The organism is Granulicella sp. dw_53, from assembly GCF_018449545.1.
In the GTDB taxonomy this organism is placed as follows: Bacteria; Acidobacteriota; Terriglobia; order Terriglobales; family Acidobacteriaceae; genus Edaphobacter.
Genome location: NZ_JAAVUR010000001.1, coordinates 327,878 through 347,559, shown reverse-complemented (window position 1 = coordinate 347,559; position 19,682 = coordinate 327,878). Strand labels below are relative to the sequence as shown.

Sequence of the window (19,682 nt, the reverse complement as noted above, 5' to 3'; positions counted from 1 at the left end):
ACTTTACAATCGCGGCTGGCAGGCACTCCCAAATGTCATCCCAGTCGCAAGCAAAAAAAGAGGGGCGAACAGCGCATCGCACTGTCCGCTCCCTGTTATTTCCAGCTCTCTATCGCAGCATTCCGATCGTATCCTGTGTAATCTGATCGAACGTAGTTACTGTCTTGGAGTTTGCCTGGAAGGCTCGCTGCGCAACAATCAGGTCAGAGAACTCCACCGAGATATCAACGTTCGACTGCTCTAACGCCTGATCCTGAATGGTGGCACGGCCGCCCGTTCCTGCCACGCCGATAATCGCGTCGCCCGAAGCTGCGGTCGTCCGATAGTCGTTGTTGCCAGTCTGAACCAGGCCTTCCTGGTTAGCTACAGAAGCCACCGCTACCTGTCCGATCGCAACAGTATGTTGATTGCTAAACGTAGCCGTGATTACTCCCGTCGGGTCCACCGAGAAGCTTTGATAGACGCCACTGGCGAACCCATCCTGGGGTGCGGCCGTGTTGCTGCTCGCCGCAGTCGTCTGGCTAAGCTTGCCGCCTAGGCTCCCGCCGGCAATCTCCCAGTTCAAATTCATGTCGCTTGCTCCGTCAGAGAGTCCCGAGAAGCTAATGCCAGTCACGCTCGTCGGCGATACAAGATTGCCAGACGAATCGAACGTCAACGTTCCAGTATTGCCGGTAGTGGTACCGGCTTCGCCGTCGGGCAGTACAACCGAGTAGCTCCAAGTATTGTCCGAGGTCTTCGTGTAGTTGACGGTCGCCAGGTGCTTCTGTCCCAAAGAGTCGTACAAAGTAATCGGCGTCTGGTAAGAAGATCCTTTATCAGCCGCTGCATTCAGATTTGCCGTAACTGAGAAGTTCTGCGTCGGCTGGGCCTGCTCCGTCTGTCCAATCGGAAGTTGAAGCGCTCCCAACGCAGTATTGCCCGTCGCCGTGCCGTTCACAATGCCATAACCCATTACCTGCTCGCCGTTCACAGTCTCCAGATTGCCGAAGGAGTCGAGTTGAAAGTTTCCTGCGCGAGTAAGCGACTGCACGCCGTTCTTCTCAACCACAAAAAATCCATCGCCAGCCAATGCCATGTCCGTAGACTTACCCGTCGATGGCAAAGATCCCGAAGTAAAATCGGTTGACGTACCCGATACCTTCGTACCCGCGCCAACCTGCATAGACTCATTCGCTCCAGTCGTTCCGATCTGCTGGTAAAACAGATCCTCGAAGGTTGTGTCCTGTCTCTTGAATGCAGTCGTATTGAGGTTCGCAAGGTTATTACCGATTGTATTGAGCGCGACCGAATCAGCCTGCAATCCGCTGAGGGCAATTGAAAAAGATGGCATTTTTCTCTCCTGTCTACTTCTGGTTAAAACCTCACCAATGAAAAGCGTCTGTTATCAGGCGCCAATGGATTGCAAATCGGGTCTTGAATCTCTCCGGTGCGCCAACATAAAACTACGGCGTAACCGTTACTCCGGACTCCAATATCGACAGCCCCTGATTGATCTGTGTCAACTGTTGAAGGCTGCTCACTCCAACCATCTGCTGAATATAGGTGGCGGGATCGGTAGGCTGTGTCGGATCCTGGTTCTTCAACTCGCTAACCAGCAACGTCATAAAATCATCCGCCGTAATGGCGTCTGTACTGTCGTCGGTGCTTGAGTTGGGGGTGTCCTTTGCGGTCGCCGTTGTCTTTACTTGAGCATTCTTCGGCGCCAAAACAGAGGCGACCTTGTCCTGAGCCGCTGTTCCTGCCGCCGAAATCAAATTACTTCCGAAAATATCCATATCTCTCCTGTCTGAAATTACGTTACTTACGCGTTACGAATACAACACAGAACAACACTCACACCCGCACGTTCAACCAACTCCCATTCAATCCGACCGTCGGAGTTAGAAGACCTGTAGATCCACCCAATCCATTCGGCACCTCATGCACCCTCTCGTCACCGGCTGGCTCCCAGACACCATCGCCGGTTCGAGGAGCTGCACCACTCTCTTGCCTCTCCGAATCCTGCCTTTGAGTCTGCCCTTGACCCTGCGTCCCCGAGCCATCGAAAGACTGCCTCGTATCCGCAGGTGGCGCCTCCTTGACCACCAGTGAGCCTACGCCGACCTTCTCGTCCTGCAGATAAGCCGACATCGACGGCAGCTCACGATGAAGCGCCTCCCGTCCGCTCTCCGTCGTTGCAGAAAGAGAAGCCGTTACCACTCCGTCCTCCAACTCCGCGCGAACCTTCAACCATCCGTGCGCTCCATTTGCCATACCAACCTCGAGCGACGTCGGTGTCGCTGCAATCAACTCCGGTGCCCGCCCACGACCACCCTCATGACCCACGTCGCCGGTGATAGCGTGTGCATCTCCCAATCCAGCACTTCCAGCCCTCTGCACAGCCTCAGGTGCGAATCCCTTCTCATGTTGAACCGCCGCGACGGGAGCAATGTGTTCGCCACCTAAAATCGCGACTCCTCCCTCTTGTTTGGGCGCTTCAGCGTGGTGCGCGGCCACTCCCACCGCTCCGGCAAAAGGTCCAGCTTCGACCTCACTCTTGCTGGAATCGACCTCCCCTCCGGAGACCTTATCCCTCTTTTCAACACCAGACATTGTAGGAGCCCTCGCCAACTCAGTTCGCGAAATCGAAGTTCCTATGGCGCCACCGCGATCGGCAACACTCCGTCCCGGCTGGACGAGCGCAGGTGCGCCACGACTCTCATCCGGCACTTGACCCTGCGCAGTTCCAACCACCACTGGAGTTGGTTGCTGGATCTTCGCATCCGGAACTATCTGAGTCTGGGGAACGGTTGGCGCATTCATAGAAGGCGAAGGTTTAGCTGCAGGGCTCATCTCTTTACCTTGACCCTCCGCCTGTGCAATTTGTATCACCGGATGTTGCACATGCGGAGTCTCGATCTTGCGATCAGAGAGAGCCACAGCGACCGGAAACTTCTGCGAATCTTTCTTATCAACTTTTTTTCCAGGCTCAGGAACGGTTCCCTTAACAGCTAGTGGATGTCTTGGGACCTTCGGCAATCCTTTCGTTGCATCTTCCGGAAGAAGCTCTTTCTTCCCGGATGGAACAGCCGGCGCCACTGGAGCCTCATTCCCCACAACCGGCTTCGTCCCTTCTACCGGAACATCCACCCCATCCGGAGCCTGCTCCACAGGAAGAACGCCCTCCGGCAGCATCAGCTTTTTCTTCAAGCCTTGCGCCACCTGCTCAACCCCGCCCTGCTTCGTAGAATCTGGTGCTGATGAAAAGATTGACAGCAACCCATTTTCATTTAAGCTTTTCGCAAAGGAACCGTGTATATCCTCGTTCGTCCCTGGGGAGGTTGGTAGCTTCACAGGCAACTTGATCGTCAATAACTCTGTCGCAATCGGTACCATTGTTGCGAACCTCCTATCCCATCGAGAGAGAATGCACTCCACGCGCCAAAGCAAAGAGCCGATGCATTAGAGCGCGCTCACATTCCGCGGTTCCTTCTTCAACAACCGCTCAGCCTTCATCTCGGCCCAACGTTTACGGGAAAGAAAGCGGTCGTCTGCCACAGCTTGTGCTCGTCTTAGTTGCATCACCGCGGCTCTTTTTGCCGCATCGTCGAACAATCGGTTCATCTGTTCGCTCTCCAGGCGGCTGGCAAGATACTTCTTCTTGGCGGCATCACGCGACGCACCACGCTCCTCGGCGATAGGCTCGATGCGACGTCGCTTCACACTCGCTAACTCCGCCTGGACCTCGGCAAACATCCACGCCATCCGGTCCCCTTGCCCTAGAGCATCCCGTCCCTCAGCGTGTGCCATATGCTTCACGGCCTGCTGTCCTCGAAGGGCCTGCTCGGCCTCCAGTAGCAGTATCTGGGCGCGCTGCATCTCACCGGAGCGCGCTGCCTCCATCGCCCCGTACAGATCCACCAATCGTTTCAATGTCTTGCTTCGACCTGGCATATCTAAATTTCCATCGTCACGAGCCGCGTGATGGTATCTTCCATCGACACGCGCTCTGCAGTTCCCTGCTCCATAAACTCGCGCAGAGGTGGCATCGCAAGCAGTGCACGGTCTAACTCCTGATCCGTCCCCGCACGGTAAGCACCGATGCGCACCAGATCCTCCGACCGTGCGTGCGCCGCCAACAGCCTCCTCGCAAATCTCGCTCTCTGCTGATGCTCCGGAGTCGTTACCGCCGGCATCAATCGGCTCAATGAGTCCAGGACATCCACCGGAGGATAGTGTCCCGCAGACGCGAGAGCTCGCGACAAAACAATATGTCCGTCCAGCAACGACCGCACCGCGTCCACCACCGGATCCTGCTGGTCGTCTCCCTCCATCAATACCGTGTAGAACGCCGTGATGCTTCCTCTCTTGAAGTTGCCGGCGCGCTCCACCAGCTTCGCCAGCTTGGTAAATACACTCGGCGTATAACCCTTGCTCGCCGGCGGTTCCCCTGCGGCCAGTCCGACCTCCCTCGCTGCCATGGCATAGCGTGTCAAAGAGTCCAGCACCAGCAACACATGCTTCCCTTGCGCCGCATAAAACTCTGCAACCGAGGTCGCCGCCATCGCTGCACGCATCCGCAGCAGAGGGCTCTCATCCGACGTCGAGACCAGCACCACCGACCGCCGTCTGCCTTCCTCCCCAAGCGCGTCTTCTACAAACTCCCGCACCTCGCGGCCGCGCTCCCCCACCAACCCCAGCACCGTCACATCCGCCGACGTATTGCGTGTCATCATGCCGATCAGCGTGCTCTTACCCACGCCGGAGCCACCAAAGATACCAACCCGTTGTCCCCGGCCCACCGTCAACATTCCATCCAGAACCCGCAACCCGGTCTGGAGTGGCTCACGAATCGGCTCGCGATCCATAGGACCCGGCATCACCCCATCCAGCGGCCACATCTCTCGCACCCGGGGAGCAGCAAACCCGTCCAGAGGCGCCCCCACTGCATTCAGAATGCGCCCTGCCATCTGCTCGCCCACGGCAATGCTCGGACGCGCTCCCATCGCCTGCACCATATCTCCAAACCGAATTCCCTGGGTCTCCTCTAGAGGCATAGCCATCACGTTGCGTCCCCGAAAACCGATTACCTCGGCGCGATGTCGACGGCCCTCGCCGTCCAGAATCTCGCAGCTCTCACCCACGGAGCAGAGCGGTCCCGCCGACTCTACGGTCTGCCCATTGGCCTCGATAACACGCCCACTCCAACGCCAGGCAGGTCGGCTCGCCAACTGAGATAAGTAAGGCTCAAGAATCGCTTGCTGCAAATTTCCTCCATCTACTTATCGGCAAAAACAACGAAATGTTGAGCGACTAATAACCCCAATCACGACAGCCGATTACAACCTCACATCCCGAAATTTTCGGCAAAAACACCTGTCAAGCCCCATTTCCACCTAACAGTCGACAGACCAACGAGATAGAAGTGGCAGTTTAGTTATGCTCCGCTCCGTAAAATAGAAGTAGAAGTAAGAAATCGAGTTGGAAGAAAAGTCCAACCATCTACCGCTTAGTGCGGCAGTCTTCCAGTTCTTTATCAATTCAAATCTCTCAGGTCAGAGACAGATGAATCCCGAGTCGTCTATTGGAACGCCGAGTTCAACATACAAAAGTCCAAGCCCAAACTTAATCAAATGAAGACTTTGACCCAATTTGGCGGGGGGAGGGGGTGGAAGCAAAGTGTACGAACGAACTACCCGTACCGATCCCAGATCCATCAGGTAGGCCTTCGCTGCAGCAGATCGAAGAACCCCTTCTCTATCTCCTCCAGCTGAGCCTCAACCCCTAACTCGACCTTGCCCACCCGCGTCTCCAGAACACACTCTCCACGCGCAAGCCGTGCATCGCCCGACACCTCGACCGTCGCGGCGTCTTCACCTTCCATAAGCTCCTGCCACGCCGCCAAATCCTCCATCGGCACACGGAGAACCGTGCCGCTCTCCTCCAGGATCTTCTCCAGCGCAACCTTCACGACGCCCCGCAACAATAGCGGATCCAACTTCACCTCGCGATGCAAGACCCGCGCAGCGATCGCCAGAGCCAGCTTCACCACCTCGGCCTCGACCGCGCCAAAGTATCCCTCACGCTCCTTCCGGAAGGCCTCACAAGTCCGCAACACCGAGCTCCGCTCCGCAGCGATCTCCTGCTCCGCCTTCTCCTCCGCCTCTTCCTTCCCTTCGGTCCTGCCCCTCCGGAGAGTTGCCTCCAACTCCGTGGCGAATCGCCTCCGCTCCGCCTCTGCCTCCCGCTCCCGCAAGGCGCGCGCTTCCTGATCCTGCAAAACTCCTCGCTCCACCTCAACAGCCGCTCCACTTTCATCGTCCGCTCGAGACGGTGCTGTATCCATGGAGACGAACTCCAGCCGCACCGCCTCCCTGCCGCCGCGTCCGGTCCCCTCCAGCAGAGGCACTGTCATCTCTTCCCCTGCGGCAGCCTCCTCCGCCTCAGACTGCGAGATCATCGTTCACCTCCAGCTTCAACATGAGCTTCCCTTCCGCCTCCATCGTGCGCGCCAGCGTCAGTAGAGTCTGCTTCGCGCCTGCAACATCCTTGCCGCGTACAGGACCCATCGCGTCCATGTCCTCCTTCAACATCTCCACGGCCCGCGAGCTCATCGCCTGGAACAGATGTGACTTGATGTTGTCCTGCGCGCCCTTCAGCGCCAATGCAAGCACTCGCCTGTCAGACGCTCCTATCAGCTCTCGAATGCTTTGCACCGGAACCGTCACGAGATCTTCGAACGTAAACATGAGATTTCGTATTCCGATCGCTAACTCCGGCTCCGTCGACTCGATCTGTTCGAGAATTCCCTTGCTCATCCCGTGGTCGACTCCGTTCAGGATGTCCGCGACCGCCTTGAAGCCCGAGTAAGTCTTTCGTCCGCCCGTCCCCAGCCCTTCCATCCGTTTGTGCAGCACCAACGCCACCTGTTGCGCCATCTCCGGAGAGAACTGCCTCATCTCCGCCAGCTTCCGCACCACCTCGACACGCATCGGCTCCTGCAGATTCTTCAACACCGTCGATCCCCGGTTGGCCTCTAGATGAGCCATCACAAGCGCGACCGTCTGGGGCTGTTCGTTGGCCAGAAACTTACTCAACTGCTGCGGCTCCATCTTCTGTAGCACAGCAAGATCCCCTGCACTCTGTTCTCGCAGCCGGTTCACTTGAGCCAGCAGTTGACTCGCCTTCTGCGGCCCAAAGGCCTCCGTCAACAGCTTCAGGGCATAGTCCACGCCGCCTCGTACGACGTACTGTTGTGTCTCCAACAGTCCGTAAAACTCCGTCAACACCTGCGTCAGTTGCGTCAGCGGCACCTCGCCCAACTGAGTGATCTCGTCTGTTACTCGCCGAACATCTCGCTCGGTCAGACTCTGTAACAGCATCTTTGCCAACTCATCGCCGAGTGCCACCATCAGGATCGCGGCCTTCCGGATTCCCGGCACATCCGCAGCCACAAAGCCTGACTCCGCCAACAACAGCGGTGGCGTCTGTCGTACCGTCTCCCATCCAGTGGATGTCGACGCTTGCATTCCTGCCGCCATTAGCTCTTCCCTCCTTCGTCGCCAGAGATCCAGGCCTCAAGCAGGCGTGTGCTCTGTACCGGCTCTCGCCGTATGTGCTCCGAGACATGGTCAAAGAGACCCACCTGCGCCTTCAGGCGGTTCTGAGTTTCAGCCATAGCCAAACTCTGCGCCTCGGCCTCGCTCGGAGTGAGCACCTCCACAGTGCCCCTTATCTGTGGACCAGCCTCCAGCGCCGGCGGCTCCTTCAGCACCATATTCAGTTGCCTTGCCGCTGGCTTCAGTACAAGCAGCACGAGAAGCAGACCAAACACACCGAGCAGCAACATCTTCGGCAGCGCCGGCTGTGCATGGAGCAAAGTCCGCGTTCCCTCCAGCACCTTGTCCATCCCAACCGGACCGATCTCCGGAGCATTCGAGCTGAAGCTCACATTCTCCATAACCACCTGATCGCCGCGTGTCGAATCGAAACCCACGGCTGCCTGGGCCAATTGCTCCAGTCGATGCATCTCCTCACCACTTCGTGCCTTCCAGACCCTGTGTGCTGCCTTGCCCTCACCTTGCACAACAGAGCGATCGTTCACGACCACCGCCGCCGTCACCCGCCGTATCCTGCCTGGTCCCTGCTCCCGGTGAGTGGTATGTTTCGTGACCAGATAGGTACCATTCTCCTGATGCAGCGTCTGCCCCATCGGCCCATTCTGCGGATAAACCGGCAGAGCTTCCTTCTGCAACAGAGGCGGAGTTCCAGGCGCCGCGGCCGCCTGCGACCCAGCAACGGTTCCTACCGGAGCTCCCGCAGGAGAGTTACTCGCCGTTCCCGGAACTCCCTGCGCCTTCGCAACCTGCGCCGCGCTCTGGTCGCTCTTCTGCATCGATGACGCCGCAGCCTGGGCTGGATCATAGACCTCGTCCGTCCGCTCCTCGGCCCCTTCGTCATAACTCACGTTCACTGTGGCGCGAACGTTATCTCTGCCGGCAAGCGGCTCCAGCATCGCCACAAGCTTTGCCTCCATCCCCTGCTCCAGATCCGCCTCCGCCGCATCCTTCGATCTCGGTTTCATATTCACGCGTCCGTCCGCATCTACCAGCGTCACCTGATCCGGATTCAGGTTCTCTACAGAGCCCGCTACCAGGCTGCGAATCGCGTCAGCCTGTTCGGGCTCCATCGACGGACGCTTCAGTTTCAACACCACCGAAGCCTTCGCCAGCTTCTGCTCTCCCGCAAACAGACTCTGCTGCGGCAGGACCAAATGCACCCGAGCTGCCCGAACAGCCCCAATCGTCCCGATCGTGTGCTCCAACTCTCCCTCAAGCGCCCTTTGATAGTTGACTCTTTCGTCGAACTCACTTCCCACCCAATTCGGCTTATCGAAGAGCTCGAATCCCAATCGTCCCGTCTGCGGCATTCCCTTCGCCGCGACCTCCATGCGAGCCTTATCCAGCATCTCGGCCGGAACCTCGATCCCGCCTCCATCTGCGGCGATCTCGTAAGGGATCCCAGCCGCAGCAAGCTCCTGAGACACCTGCTGCACATCTTTTCCATCGAGCCCAGAGAACAGCACTCTCCAGTCCGGCCGCTGCGCATACCAGACCATCCCCGCGCAGATTGCCCCGAGAAATATCAGAGAAGCAGCCAGCCAGTTTCTTCCCTTCGGCGGCAGCGCGGCAAACCTCTGCCGCAAAACCGATACCATCGCCAACGCCCTTCCCGCTGGTGTCGTCGCTCTTGGTTGCTCTGCCCGCTGCAACGCGATCTCTGTCTGTCCGTTATCCGCCATCTGCTCCACTCATCATCCGGAAATATTGCAAGAAGCTCAGCAGAGCATCTCTAAAACTGCATATTCATCATCTGCTCATAAGCCGCTACAGCTTTGTTCCTGACCTGTAACGCAAGTTCGAATCCAACGCTGGCCTTCTGCGTCGCGATCATCGCATCGTGGATCTCGACGCCTTGTCCGTTCAGCACTCCAGCGACTGCCTTCGAAGCCTTCTGGTCCAGAGCACTCGTCTGTTCCACCATCGCCTTAATCATCCCGGAGAACGGCACTCCATTCCCATCCCCACTTGCACTCTGCGTCTGTCCCGCAGCCGCACTCTTAAGCTGTCCCGCAATCTGTCCAATATCAAGCATCACGTTCCCCAAACCTTTCCCGTGGCTCTATTGCTGCTATTTCAAGATCTCGAGCGAAGACGACAACATATTCTTCTCCGCCTGTACTGCTGAAGCGTTCAATCCATAAGCCCTATTCGCGCCCATCAGATCGACCATCTCCGTCAACGGATTGATATCGGGATACGCCACATAACCATCTGCACCCGCATCTGGATGCTGCGGATCGTAGCGCCGTAACGGCTCGCTCGCATCTTCGATCACACCCGATACAGCCACCCCTCCAGGTACGGTCCGCGCGTCGGTAGAGTAGCCTCCCAATCCCGCGCCCCAATGCCCAATCAATGGATTATCCATGTTGTTTGCAACCAGACTCATCTGCCCATTCATGGACTGCTGGAAGCTCCCGCCTCCCTCAGCCGAAAATACGACATGGTGCCTGCGGTACGGCCCTCCCTCAGCGGTCTGCGTCGTCTCCGAGTTCGCCATGTTCGACGCCACGACCTCAGCGCGAACCCGTTCAGCTTTGAGCCCCGACCCGCTTACATCCATAATTCCGAAGAGATTCATGACTTACTTCGCCTCCGCATGAATAGCACTCATCACGCCCGAGAACTCGTTCCGCAGCAACTCCACTCCCATGCGGAACTGAAGTTGAGTCTTAGCGAGCTGCAACGCCTCACGGTCCATCGATACGTTATTGCCATCGGGTCTCGCGACCAATCCGTCGATATCGACGACCTGCGCGTCGTCCGATCCTGTCTCACTTCCGTTGAGCTGCCGCGTCAACTCTGTCTCAAAGTCGAAGCCCTTCGTCTTGAACCCTGGTGTATCGACGTTCGCCATATTTCCGGCAGTTAACTTCATCTGCGCGCTGGTCAGATCGAGATACCGGCCCAAGGCATCGGCCATCGCTGTCGTCACCTGCATCGTCTTCACCTCCGTAATCAGACAGTGCATCCCGACCACCAAACAAAAGCGCCCTCGTATGAGAGCGCTCTTAGAAAGAAATCCAAATCGAGTTACAGATCTAGATCGGCCTTTCGGGGTAAAAAATTAGCTCCTATTAACGCGTCACCCTCCGAAAACGGATCTCCTCCGCTCCAATCTCCTGCCTTTCGCCCGAGAGAATCGTGCCTCGCTCCAGTACATGCATTAGCTCTCTCACATTGCCGGGCCAACTGTGCTCATGCAGCTTCGCTGCAGCCTCTGCGGTTAAGCGCTTCCTCGGACTATCCTGTCCCAGCAACGTAAGAATGTGCTCCGCCAACAGCCCGATATCCTCCATTCGTGTCCGCAACGCCGGCATCTCAATCGGAAACACTGCTAGCCGGTGATACAGGTCCAGCCGAAAACTCTTCTCTGCGGCCCTCAGTTCCAGAGGCTGATGAGTCGCCGCGATGACCCGTACATCTACTCGCACGGTCTCATTGTCGCCCACCCGCTGCAACTCGCCGCACTCCAGAAAACGCAGCATCTTCGCCTGCAACGCTAAAGGCATCTCGCCAATCTCATCCAGAAAGAGAGTGCCTCCATCGGCAGCCTCGATCCGACCCGTCCGTGAATGGACCGCCCCCGTAAACGCGCCGCGGGTATGCCCGAACAGCTCTGCCTCCAGCAACGTTTCCGGAATAGCCGCGCAGTTCAGCACTACAAATGGTCGAGCCGCACGCAGGCTTAGCCGGTGCAGCGCCTTCGCAACAACCTCTTTGCCTGTTCCCGTCTCACCTTCGATGAGGACGGTAGTCGATCGTGGCGCAACCATATGAATCAGTTGCGCCAACTCCTGCATGGGTTCGCTCATGCCCACTAGCTCTGGAATCGTTCCAGACATACGCTGGGGATTCGTAGCGCCCGACTGCGCAGACGAGACGCCGCCGACAAGACTCTCCCGCGCAGGCCTCGGCTCTCTCGACCGCTCCATCCAAAGAGGAGAATCCGTAGCACGGCTGCGAGAACCCGCGCTAACGCCCCCAACCGCCGCTGCGCTGCCTCTAACAAAAGGCACCGACTCCGGTGCCGTCGCCCACGCCACGGTGTCATTCGGTGGAGCGTCCTGCGCCAAACGGAGCGCATGCAGCAACTCATTTCTCCTCGGACTCCGTATCGCTCCCGTCTCCGTCGCTCCATCGACTCTCAACAGATCCATCGCCGGATACAACAGCCGAAGTTGTCCAGCAAACTCCCCTACCTCCAGATCTGGCAGCCAGCTATCCACAAGGATCGCCTCAGGCCGAGCCTCCTCGAGAAAGGCCATGGCCTCCGCGCCTCCTCTCGCCTCTCGAACCTGCCATCGCAACCCGGTCAACGTCGTTCGCAGCCTCTGGCGCAGACCAGCATCTGCACTCGCCAATACCACCGTTCGCGTCGCGGCCACTTCCATCAAACCAGTTCCAATTGCCACTTCATTACCCTCTTCCTGTTTGTTCCAGCCCTTGTCGCACCAACTCACGCATCGTCGACACCGCTGCGTTCACTCTCCTGCACTCAAGCAACGCATGCTCCACCGCTTCATGGGTTGCCTTCCCACTGCCGTCCATCAAACCCAGTTCTAACCGGCATTGCAGCACCGTAAGCGGCTGGCTGAGTTCGTGCAGAGCGACCTCGATCCCTGTAAACACCTCATCTCTAGGCCTAACTTGCATCTAGAACTCCCAGGGCCGTATCCCTCGAAAAGAAGTCAGACACGGACAGACCCAAGGCTGCTCTCTTTTCGCCACCCATCTGGTACCCCTCGCCCCGCACCGTAGCGATCACCGGATACATGGCATGAGACTCGGGGGTCACAGCTCCAAGCTTTCTCCTCAAGTAGTTGATATACACATCCACCACATTGGTCCCCGCGTCCGGAGACATCTGCCACACCTGCCGAAGTAGCTCGCTTCGGCTGCAGCACCGGCCGGCCCTCTGCATCAGAAACTCCAGCAACGCGAACTCCTTTACCGTCAGCTCCACCGCTCGTCCGAAGTGCGTAACCTTTCGCTCGATGCGGTTCAGTTCCACCTCTCCAAACCGCAACACCGGATCCGCAAACGTCTCGCGTCTCCGCAACAGAGCCCGGCATCGCGCCGTCAGCTCATGGAAGCTGAAGGGCTTGAGCAGGCAATCATCGGCGCCCAGGTTCAGGCACTTGATGCGCTCCTCGACATTGCTTCGGCCCGTCAGGACTAAGACCGCCGTCCCATCGAATCGGCCTCGCATCTCAGCCAGCACCTCTGTCCCATCTTTCTTTGGCAGGCTCAGATCCAACACGATCAGGTCAGGTCTCTCTCTCCGGACGTGTTCCAAAGCGGCCTCGCCATCCGAGACCCACTCCACGTCATGCCCCTCTAACTTCAATCCTTTCTTCAGGAACAAACCCAAGGCGGCGTCGTCTTCAACAATCAGAATCTGCATCTTTCTATTCCTCTCGATCCAATCAAAAACTGCAATGTTATCCAAGGCACATATACGCGAATCATCGGCATCTTTATGTACCGACACGTACTGATGCGTGTGCTATTACCTTGGTTCAGGGTTGCCTCAGGTACAAGATAGATCTGCAACTCTTTGCGGTTACCATTTCCAATATGGGAATTCCCTAAGAATCACGACTGAATCAAGAGAGATACTGCAAATAAAAAACAGGGCTGGCCGGTTCGCTTTTTATTCGCTACAATTCCGGCATGGCTATTACCAGGCGGCAAAAAGAGGTTCTCGACTTTCTCTCCGGCTTCACGCAGAAGAACGGCTACTCTCCGTCTTACGAAGAGATCGCCGGCGGTCTCGGCCTTAGTTCCCTTGCCACAGTGCACAAGCACATCACGAATCTTCAAAACAAAGGGTTACTCCAGCGCGCCCATAACCGCAGCCGCTCCATCGACGTGCTGCCTGCACGCTCCGGCAAGAAGGGCTCCGATCGTCTTCCTCTGCTCGGCCGTATCGCGGCGGGCCAACCCGTCGAGGCCATCGAGACTGCAGAGAGCATCTCGCTGAACGACATCATTGGAAATCGCGAGGTCTTCGCCCTGGAAGTCCGCGGCGACTCCATGCGCGATGAGCACATCGTCTCCGGCGACTACGTTCTGGTCGAGCGCACCCGCACGGCTCGCGAAGGAGAGATCATCGTCGCACTGATAGACGGCTCTGACGCCACCCTCAAACGCTTCTATCGCGAAGGAAATATGATTCGCCTCCAGCCCTCCAACACTGAGATGGCTCCCATCTACGCCCCCGCTGCCAACGTCAGCATTCAGGGCAAAGTTCTCGGCGTCCTTCGCAAATACGCGTAGTCGAAAGACCGCGTCAGGAATCGAAACAACGGTTTATATTTTTATCGCGGAACTATCTCGTCGGCGAATGCGTACAACTCCTCCGAGACCATTCTCGGCTCGACAGTTCTCACGGGGGTTGTACCAATGGCACCAAATCGTAAAGGCAAGCGCAAAATCTGGATCTGGACCGGTCTCATCGTTCTGGTCGTCGCCGCAGTTCTCGGCATGGCTGTAGCCGCCCGCGGCAACGGCACCAAGCTGGAACCCTCCCAACTTGGGAAAGCTGAACGAGGCGACATTGCGCGTTCCGTTGTAGCAACCGGTAAAGTCCAACCCATCACAAAGGTAGAAGTTAAATCGAAGGCCTCTGGCATCGTGACTCGCCTCGACACCGATATCAACGCTATCGTGAAGCAGGGTCAAGTCCTCGCTCAGCTCGATCAGATCGAAATCCTCGCCCAGGTGGACGCCCAGAAGGCCCAGCTCGCCGCCGCCGAATCCAACGCCCGAGCCGCCGCCGCTGCCATTCAATACGACAAAGTAAGCGCTGAAGCCCCCGACCTGCCTATGTACAAACACACATACGACCGCGCCCTGCAGATGTCCAAGGACGGAGTCGTCTCCCAGCAGGCTCTCGACGACGCTCAGCAAAAGTATCTCTTCGCCGCCAACACCCGCGACAAGGCCCTCGCCCAGATCTCCGTCGACACCTCCAAGCTCCAGCAAGCCGAGGCTCAGGTCGCGCAAAGCCGCTCCTCTCTCAAGCAACTTCAGGAGCAGCTCAGCTACACCACCATCACCTCCCCCATGGACGGCGTCATCCTCTCCCGGGACGTTGAAAAAGGAGACGCAGTATCCTCCATCCTCGTCCTCGGCAGCACCGCCACCCTCGTCATGACCATCGGAGACGTCCATCAGGTCTACGTTCAAGGTAAGGTCGACGAGTCCGACATCGGGAAGGTCTATCTCGGTCAGCCAGCCCGCATCAAGGTCGAGTCCTTCAAGGACAAGACCTTCCTCGGCAAAGTCACCCGCATCGCTCCCCTCGGAGTCGAAAAGGATAACGTCACCACCTTCGAGGTCCGCGTCTCCATCGACAATCCCGGCGGCGAGCTCAAAGCCAACATGACCGCCAACGCCGAAGTCCTCCTCGAAGAGCACAAGAACGTCCTCACCGTGCCCGAGCAGGCCGTCGTCTACGACAAAGATCGCAACGCCTCCGTCGAGGTACCCGACGCCAAGCAGAAGAAAGGCCGTCGTTCCGTACCCATCAAAGCCGGCATCTCGAACGGCACTCGGACAGAGATCCTCGCCGGACTCAACCCCGGAGACACCGTCATCCTTCAGCAATAAGCTGAACCTAAAGCGTTACATCCATAGGCCCCGCAAAGAACAACGTCACAAACAACTTCGAACCGGCAGCCTCGCCAAGGAGCAAGGATGAACACTCGCAATCTCCTCAACGTCATCGCCTTCCCTGTCGCCCTCGCGCTCTCGACCAACGCCTTTGCCGCAGAGGCTACTTTCGACCGTACTCTCAACACTGGCAGCTCCCCCACGCTCTCCGTAGGGACCGGTTCCGGCTATATTCACCTTCGGCCCGGCTCTGACTCCCAGATCCACATCATCGGCCACGTCCATAGCAACAATAACGGCTGGATGAACGGTGGCCACTCCGACGCCGAGTCCCGTGTCCGCGAGATCGCAGCGCATCCCCCCATCGATCAGAGCGGGAACACGGTCACCATCGGCGAGCGCCACTCCAACGATCTCTTTCATAACATCAGCATCGACTACGACATCACCTTACCCCGCACGACCTCACTCACCGCCAACTCTGGCTCAGGCGACATCGATATCCAGGAGGTCGGCACCAACCTCAAAGCAGACTCCGGTTCGGGTAACGTTCGCGCTCACGGCATCCACGGCCCTGCAAACCTCCAGACCGGCTCCGGCGATATCGAACTGCAACAGACAGGCCCTGGCGACGTCCGCGCGCAAACCGGCTCCGGCTCCGTGCGTCTCAACGGCATCTCCGGCGGCCTGCGCGCCGGCACAGGCTCCGGCGACATCGAAGTCGACGGAAGACCCACCACCGATTGGAAGTTAGAGACCGGCTCCGGCAGCATTCACCTTAACGTAGGCAGATCCACCGCCTTCACCGTCAACGCCAGCACCGGCTCAGGAGGGATCCACATCGAGCAACCCCTCTCAATGCAGGGCGACCTCAACCGCCATCACATCGCGGCCTCGGTCAATGGCGGAGGCCCTGTCATCAGAGCCGAAACCGGCTCCGGCGACATTCGCATCCAATAGCCCCGCACAACACAATAGCTCGAGAGCCCGATAGGTCCGTCTCTGTGACCATCGGGCTTTTCTCTGTCCTGCAGCATCATTCCCCGCCTCCGGCATACCATAGCTATATGCCTCTGGACATCACTCCCCGCCTTCTTGTATTCGACCTCGACGGCACGCTCATCGACTCCCGCGTCGACCTCTGCAACTCCGTAAACGCCATGCTCGTCCACCTCGGCAAGCCGCAACTTCCCGAAGCCGTAATCGCCAGCTACATCGGCGACGGAGCCTCCATGCTCGTGCGCCGCGCCCTGGGCGACCCGGAGGGCGACATCCACGATGAGGAATATGTAACCGATGCCCTCACCTTCTTCCTCGACTACTACCGCATCCACAAACTCGACTTCACCTATGTCTACGCTGGCGTCCTCGAAGCCCTCGAGACCATCCGCGACGCCAACCCAAATCTGCCAATGGCCGTTCTCACCAACAAGCCCGTCAACCCCTCTCGCGACATATGCGCTCACTTCAAGCTCGACCGCTTCTTCTTTCAGAACTACGGAGGCAACAGCTTCCACACCAAGAAGCCCGACCCTCACGGCATCCTCACCGTCATCGCCGAAGCCAGTCAGCTCCATCCAGGGGCGCCCCCAATCACTCCCTCCGAGACCGTCATGATCGGCGACTCCGACGTCGACATCCTCACCGCCCGTAACTGCGGCGCACGCAGCATCGGTTGCACCTTCGGTCTATCTCCCCACACTCTCGCGGCAGCGCAGCCCGATCAACTCGCCAACTCCCCCTCCGATTGGCCCTCGCTCATCAGCGTTACGTCACGCTAAAGTATCTCCATGTCCGCAATCCTCAGTCCCGGCACGCTCTCTACCACCTGCTGCATCGTCGGTGGAGGTCCAGCCGGCATAATGCTCGGCTTCCTCTTGGCCCGCTCCGGGATTCAGGTCACCGTGCTCGAAAAACACAAGGACTTCTTCCGCGACTTTCGCGGCGACACAATCCATCCATCCACTCTCGAGCTGATGCGGGAGCTCGGCCTCCTCGAAGCCTTCCTGGCCGTTCCTCATCAGGAGATGCCGCGCCTCTCGGTCTCCTTCGGCAACCGTAGCTTTCCTCTCGCAGACTTCTCTGGCCTTCCCGCTCAAGCCAACTTCATCACCTTGATGCCTCAGTGGGACTTCCTCAAATTCCTCTCCACGCAGGCCGCCCAGCTCCCCACTTTTAGCCTCTTGCTCGAACACGAAGTAATCGGCCTCATCAAACAAAACGGCCGCATCCTGGGCGTCCAAGCCAACACCCCCAACGGCCCAGTCGAGATTCGTGCCGGCCTGACCGTCGGCTGCGATGGCCGCCAATCGATCGTGCGCTCCTCCGCGGAACTTCCCGTCATAGACCGCGGCGCCCCCATCGACGTCCTCTGGTTCCGACTCAGCCGCTCCACCAGCGATCCAGCGAACGCTCTCGGCAACTTCAACTACGGAGCCGGCCTCATCCTCATCAATCGCGGAGACTACTTCCAGTGCGGATACATCATCGCCAAGGACTCCTTCGCCTCCACGATCAAGCCCGCCGGCCTGCCCGCCTTCCGCCAGTCCCTCGTCCATCTCGTCCCCTTCCTCACCGACCGCGTCTCCGAGATCACTGCCTGGGATCAGCTCAATCTGCTCTCGGTCCAGGTCAACCGTCTCCAGCGCTGGCACCTCCCCGGACTGCTCTGCATCGGCGACGCCGCCCACGCGATGTCGCCCGTAGGCGGCCTCGGCATCAACCTCGCCATCCAGGACGCTGTAGCCGCAGCCAACATCCTCGCCGGCCCACTCCGTTCTGCCCTCGTCACCGAGATCACCTTGGCCCACGTCCAGAGCCGCCGCGAGTTCCCCACACGCGTCACACAGGCCTTCCAGGTCGCAGCCCACCACCTGCTCACCAGGTTCCTTGGAAACCCCGGCGCCATCAAGCCACCCTTGCTCCTGCGCCTTCTCTCTCCAATCGCTCTCTTCCGCCGCACCACTGCCCGCTTCATCGGCCTCGGCGTACGTCCGGAGCACATACGCCCCCACGGAGATCGTTGACCCCACCCGCCACCCTTGCTACCCTACCCATACATCCTCAAGGCGATGGGGTTCCGCCTCTAACCGCAACTGACGAAGTTCAGGCGCTGATGACTCCTACGATTCCCGTAGGAGACCCATGCCTCTTTCATTCCCGCCGACCTTCGCCGCCTTTTTCCAGACACTCCGCCACGCCCTCCGCTGGCTCATCATCGCCATCGCAATCGGCATTCTCGCAGGCACCGCCTCCGCCATCCTCATCGTCTCGCTCAACTGGGCAACCGACACCCGCGAACACCACCGCTGGCTCATCGCACTACTCCCTCTCGCGGGCCTTCTCTCCGGTCTTCTCTACCACTACTTCGGCCGCGCCGTAGAAGGAGGCAACAACCTAATCATCGAAGAGATACACGCCGAAATCGTAGATCTCCCACGCGCCACGATCCAAGCCCGCATGACTCCCCTCATCCTCCTCACCACCCTCCTGACGCATCTCTTCGGAGGCTCCGCCGGACGCGAGGGCACCGCCGTCCAGACCGGCGCATCTCTCGCCGATCAGATCACCCGCCTCACCCGCCTCTTCCCCCGCCTGGCCCTGAGCGATCAGGATCGCCGCATCGTCCTCATGGCCGGCATCTCCGCAGGCTTCGGCTCAGTCTTCGGAACTCCGCTAGCCGGCGCAGTCTTCGGACTCGAGGTCCTCACCATCGGCTCCATCAGCTACGAAGCCATCTTTCCCTGCTTCCTCGCCTCCTTCGCCGCCGACTACGTCATCCGCGCCTGGCACGTCCACCACACCCTCTACCTCGTCACCCAGACCGCCCCCTTCACCATCGTCGCCCTCCTCTCCTCTCTGGCCGCTGGAGTCGTCTTCGGCGTCGTCGCCCTCCTCTTCGCCCACACCACCCACATCATCCGCGATCTCTTCAAGAAGTACATCGCCTACGCTCCCCTGCGCCCCTTCTTTGGCGGCGCAATCGTCGCCCTGGCCGCCTTCGCCATCGGGAGCACCAAATACATCGGCCTCGGTATCCCCACCATCGTGGCCGCCTTCTCCGAGCACCTCCCCCGCTACGACTTCGCCGCCAAGTTCGGCTTCACCACGCTGACCCTCGGCGCCGGCTTCAAAGGCGGCGAAGTCACCCCCCTCTTCTTCATCGGAGCGACCCTGGGCAACGCCCTCTCCAGCATCCTCCCGCTACCCTCGACCCTGTTGGCGGCCATGGGCTTCGTAGCCGTCTTCGGCGGAGCCGCCAACACCCCCATCGCCTCCAGCCTCATGGCCCTGGAACTCTTCGGCCCCGAAGCCGGCTCCTTCGCCGCCATCGCCTGCGTCACCAGCTACCTCTTCTCCGGCTCACAGGGCATCTACTACTCCCAACGCTCCAACGGACTCAAATCCTTCACCAAAGCCACGTCGAACGTCCAGAACGACCTACACCTCTAAAATTCA

Annotated in this window: 20 protein-coding genes and 1 riboswitch; of the genes, 6 read left to right on the top strand and 14 right to left on the bottom strand. The window is 58.8% G+C overall.

What is annotated here, in order from left to right; translation table 11 throughout:
- Positions 1-109: 109 nt before the first annotated feature.
- The 14 genes from HB393_RS01530 to HB393_RS01465 form a co-directional block, all read right to left on the bottom strand.
- A complete protein-coding gene (locus HB393_RS01530) occupies positions 110-1,333 on the bottom strand; it encodes a flagellar hook protein FlgE (protein ID WP_213803376.1) in 1,224 nt (407 codons plus the stop codon).
- A gap of 112 nt (positions 1,334-1,445) precedes the next feature.
- A complete protein-coding gene (locus HB393_RS01525; RefSeq protein WP_213803375.1) occupies positions 1,446-1,778 on the bottom strand; it encodes a flagellar hook capping FlgD N-terminal domain-containing protein in 333 nt (110 codons plus the stop codon).
- Positions 1,779-1,836: 58 nt separating this feature from the next.
- Positions 1,837-3,192, bottom strand: a complete 1,356-nt coding sequence (locus HB393_RS01520; RefSeq protein WP_213803374.1) for a hypothetical protein — start codon at positions 3,190-3,192, stop codon at positions 1,837-1,839.
- 252 nt (positions 3,193-3,444) lie between these two features.
- Positions 3,445-3,936, bottom strand: coding sequence for a hypothetical protein (locus HB393_RS01515; RefSeq protein ID WP_213803373.1), 492 nt, complete (start codon positions 3,934-3,936; stop codon positions 3,445-3,447).
- A gap of 2 nt (positions 3,937-3,938) precedes the next feature.
- Positions 3,939-5,249 (bottom strand): FliI/YscN family ATPase, encoded by a 1,311-nt coding sequence (locus HB393_RS01510; protein ID WP_218623854.1) that lies wholly within the window; start codon positions 5,247-5,249, stop codon positions 3,939-3,941.
- Between the two features lie 449 nt (positions 5,250-5,698).
- Positions 5,699-6,442: a FliH/SctL family protein gene (locus tag HB393_RS01505; protein WP_213803372.1), complete on the bottom strand. Its 744-nt coding sequence runs from the start codon at positions 6,440-6,442 to the stop codon at positions 5,699-5,701.
- Complete coding sequence (fliG, locus tag HB393_RS01500) at positions 6,426-7,523, bottom strand: flagellar motor switch protein FliG (RefSeq protein WP_255550706.1); 1,098 nt, start codon at positions 7,521-7,523, stop codon at positions 6,426-6,428. Before fliG ends, HB393_RS01505 begins: the two co-directional genes overlap by 17 nt.
- Positions 7,523-9,283 carry a flagellar basal-body MS-ring/collar protein FliF gene (fliF, locus tag HB393_RS01495; protein WP_213803371.1) on the bottom strand — a complete coding sequence of 587 codons (1,761 nt, stop codon included), beginning with the start codon at positions 9,281-9,283 and terminating at the stop codon, positions 7,523-7,525. The genes fliG and fliF overlap by 1 nt, the downstream gene beginning before the upstream one ends.
- A gap of 50 nt (positions 9,284-9,333) precedes the next feature.
- Entirely contained in the window at positions 9,334-9,636 is a 303-nt protein-coding gene (gene fliE / locus HB393_RS01490) for a flagellar hook-basal body complex protein FliE (protein WP_213803370.1), read from the bottom strand.
- A gap of 36 nt (positions 9,637-9,672) precedes the next feature.
- Positions 9,673-10,185, bottom strand: a complete 513-nt coding sequence (gene flgC / locus HB393_RS01485) for a flagellar basal body rod protein FlgC (RefSeq protein WP_213803369.1) — start codon at positions 10,183-10,185, stop codon at positions 9,673-9,675.
- A 3-nt stretch (positions 10,186-10,188) separates the two neighbouring features.
- A complete protein-coding gene (flgB, locus tag HB393_RS01480) occupies positions 10,189-10,575 on the bottom strand; it encodes a flagellar basal body rod protein FlgB (RefSeq protein WP_255550705.1) in 387 nt (128 codons plus the stop codon).
- A gap of 106 nt (positions 10,576-10,681) precedes the next feature.
- Complete coding sequence (locus tag HB393_RS01475) at positions 10,682-12,019, bottom strand: sigma-54 dependent transcriptional regulator (protein WP_345944971.1); 1,338 nt, start codon at positions 12,017-12,019, stop codon at positions 10,682-10,684.
- A gap of 4 nt (positions 12,020-12,023) precedes the next feature.
- Complete coding sequence (locus HB393_RS01470; RefSeq protein WP_213803368.1) at positions 12,024-12,260, bottom strand: hypothetical protein; 237 nt, start codon at positions 12,258-12,260, stop codon at positions 12,024-12,026.
- Positions 12,250-13,011 (bottom strand): response regulator transcription factor, encoded by a 762-nt coding sequence (locus HB393_RS01465; protein ID WP_213803367.1) that lies wholly within the window; start codon positions 13,009-13,011, stop codon positions 12,250-12,252. Before HB393_RS01465 ends, HB393_RS01470 begins: the two co-directional genes overlap by 11 nt.
- Positions 13,012-13,280: 269 nt before the next feature.
- On the opposite strand from HB393_RS01465, the gene lexA reads away from it, so the two are divergent.
- The 6 genes from lexA to HB393_RS01435 all read left to right on the top strand — a co-directional run bounded on the left by lexA (position 13,281) and on the right by HB393_RS01435 (position 19,676).
- Positions 13,281-13,886, top strand: coding sequence for a transcriptional repressor LexA (lexA, locus tag HB393_RS01460; protein ID WP_213803366.1), 606 nt, complete (start codon positions 13,281-13,283; stop codon positions 13,884-13,886).
- Positions 13,887-14,012: 126 nt separating this feature from the next.
- Positions 14,013-15,221: an efflux RND transporter periplasmic adaptor subunit gene (locus HB393_RS01455; protein ID WP_213803365.1), complete on the top strand. Its 1,209-nt coding sequence runs from the start codon at positions 14,013-14,015 to the stop codon at positions 15,219-15,221.
- 87 nt (positions 15,222-15,308) lie between these two features.
- On the top strand, positions 15,309-16,184 hold the full coding sequence (locus HB393_RS01450) for a DUF4097 family beta strand repeat-containing protein (RefSeq protein ID WP_213803364.1): 876 nt from the start codon (positions 15,309-15,311) through the stop codon (positions 16,182-16,184).
- Positions 16,185-16,291: 107 nt separating this feature from the next.
- Positions 16,292-17,005 (top strand): HAD hydrolase-like protein, encoded by a 714-nt coding sequence (locus HB393_RS01445; protein ID WP_213803363.1) that lies wholly within the window; start codon positions 16,292-16,294, stop codon positions 17,003-17,005.
- Between the two features lie 9 nt (positions 17,006-17,014).
- The gene (locus tag HB393_RS01440; protein ID WP_213803362.1) at positions 17,015-18,250 is read left to right on the top strand and encodes an FAD-dependent oxidoreductase; all 1,236 of its coding nucleotides are present in this window, start codon (positions 17,015-17,017) and stop codon (positions 18,248-18,250) included.
- 32 nt (positions 18,251-18,282) lie between these two features.
- Positions 18,283-18,356: riboswitch (Fluoride riboswitch) on the top strand.
- Between the two features lie 12 nt (positions 18,357-18,368).
- Positions 18,369-19,676: a chloride channel protein gene (locus HB393_RS01435; protein ID WP_213803361.1), complete on the top strand. Its 1,308-nt coding sequence runs from the start codon at positions 18,369-18,371 to the stop codon at positions 19,674-19,676.
- Positions 19,677-19,682: the final 6 nt, after the last annotated feature.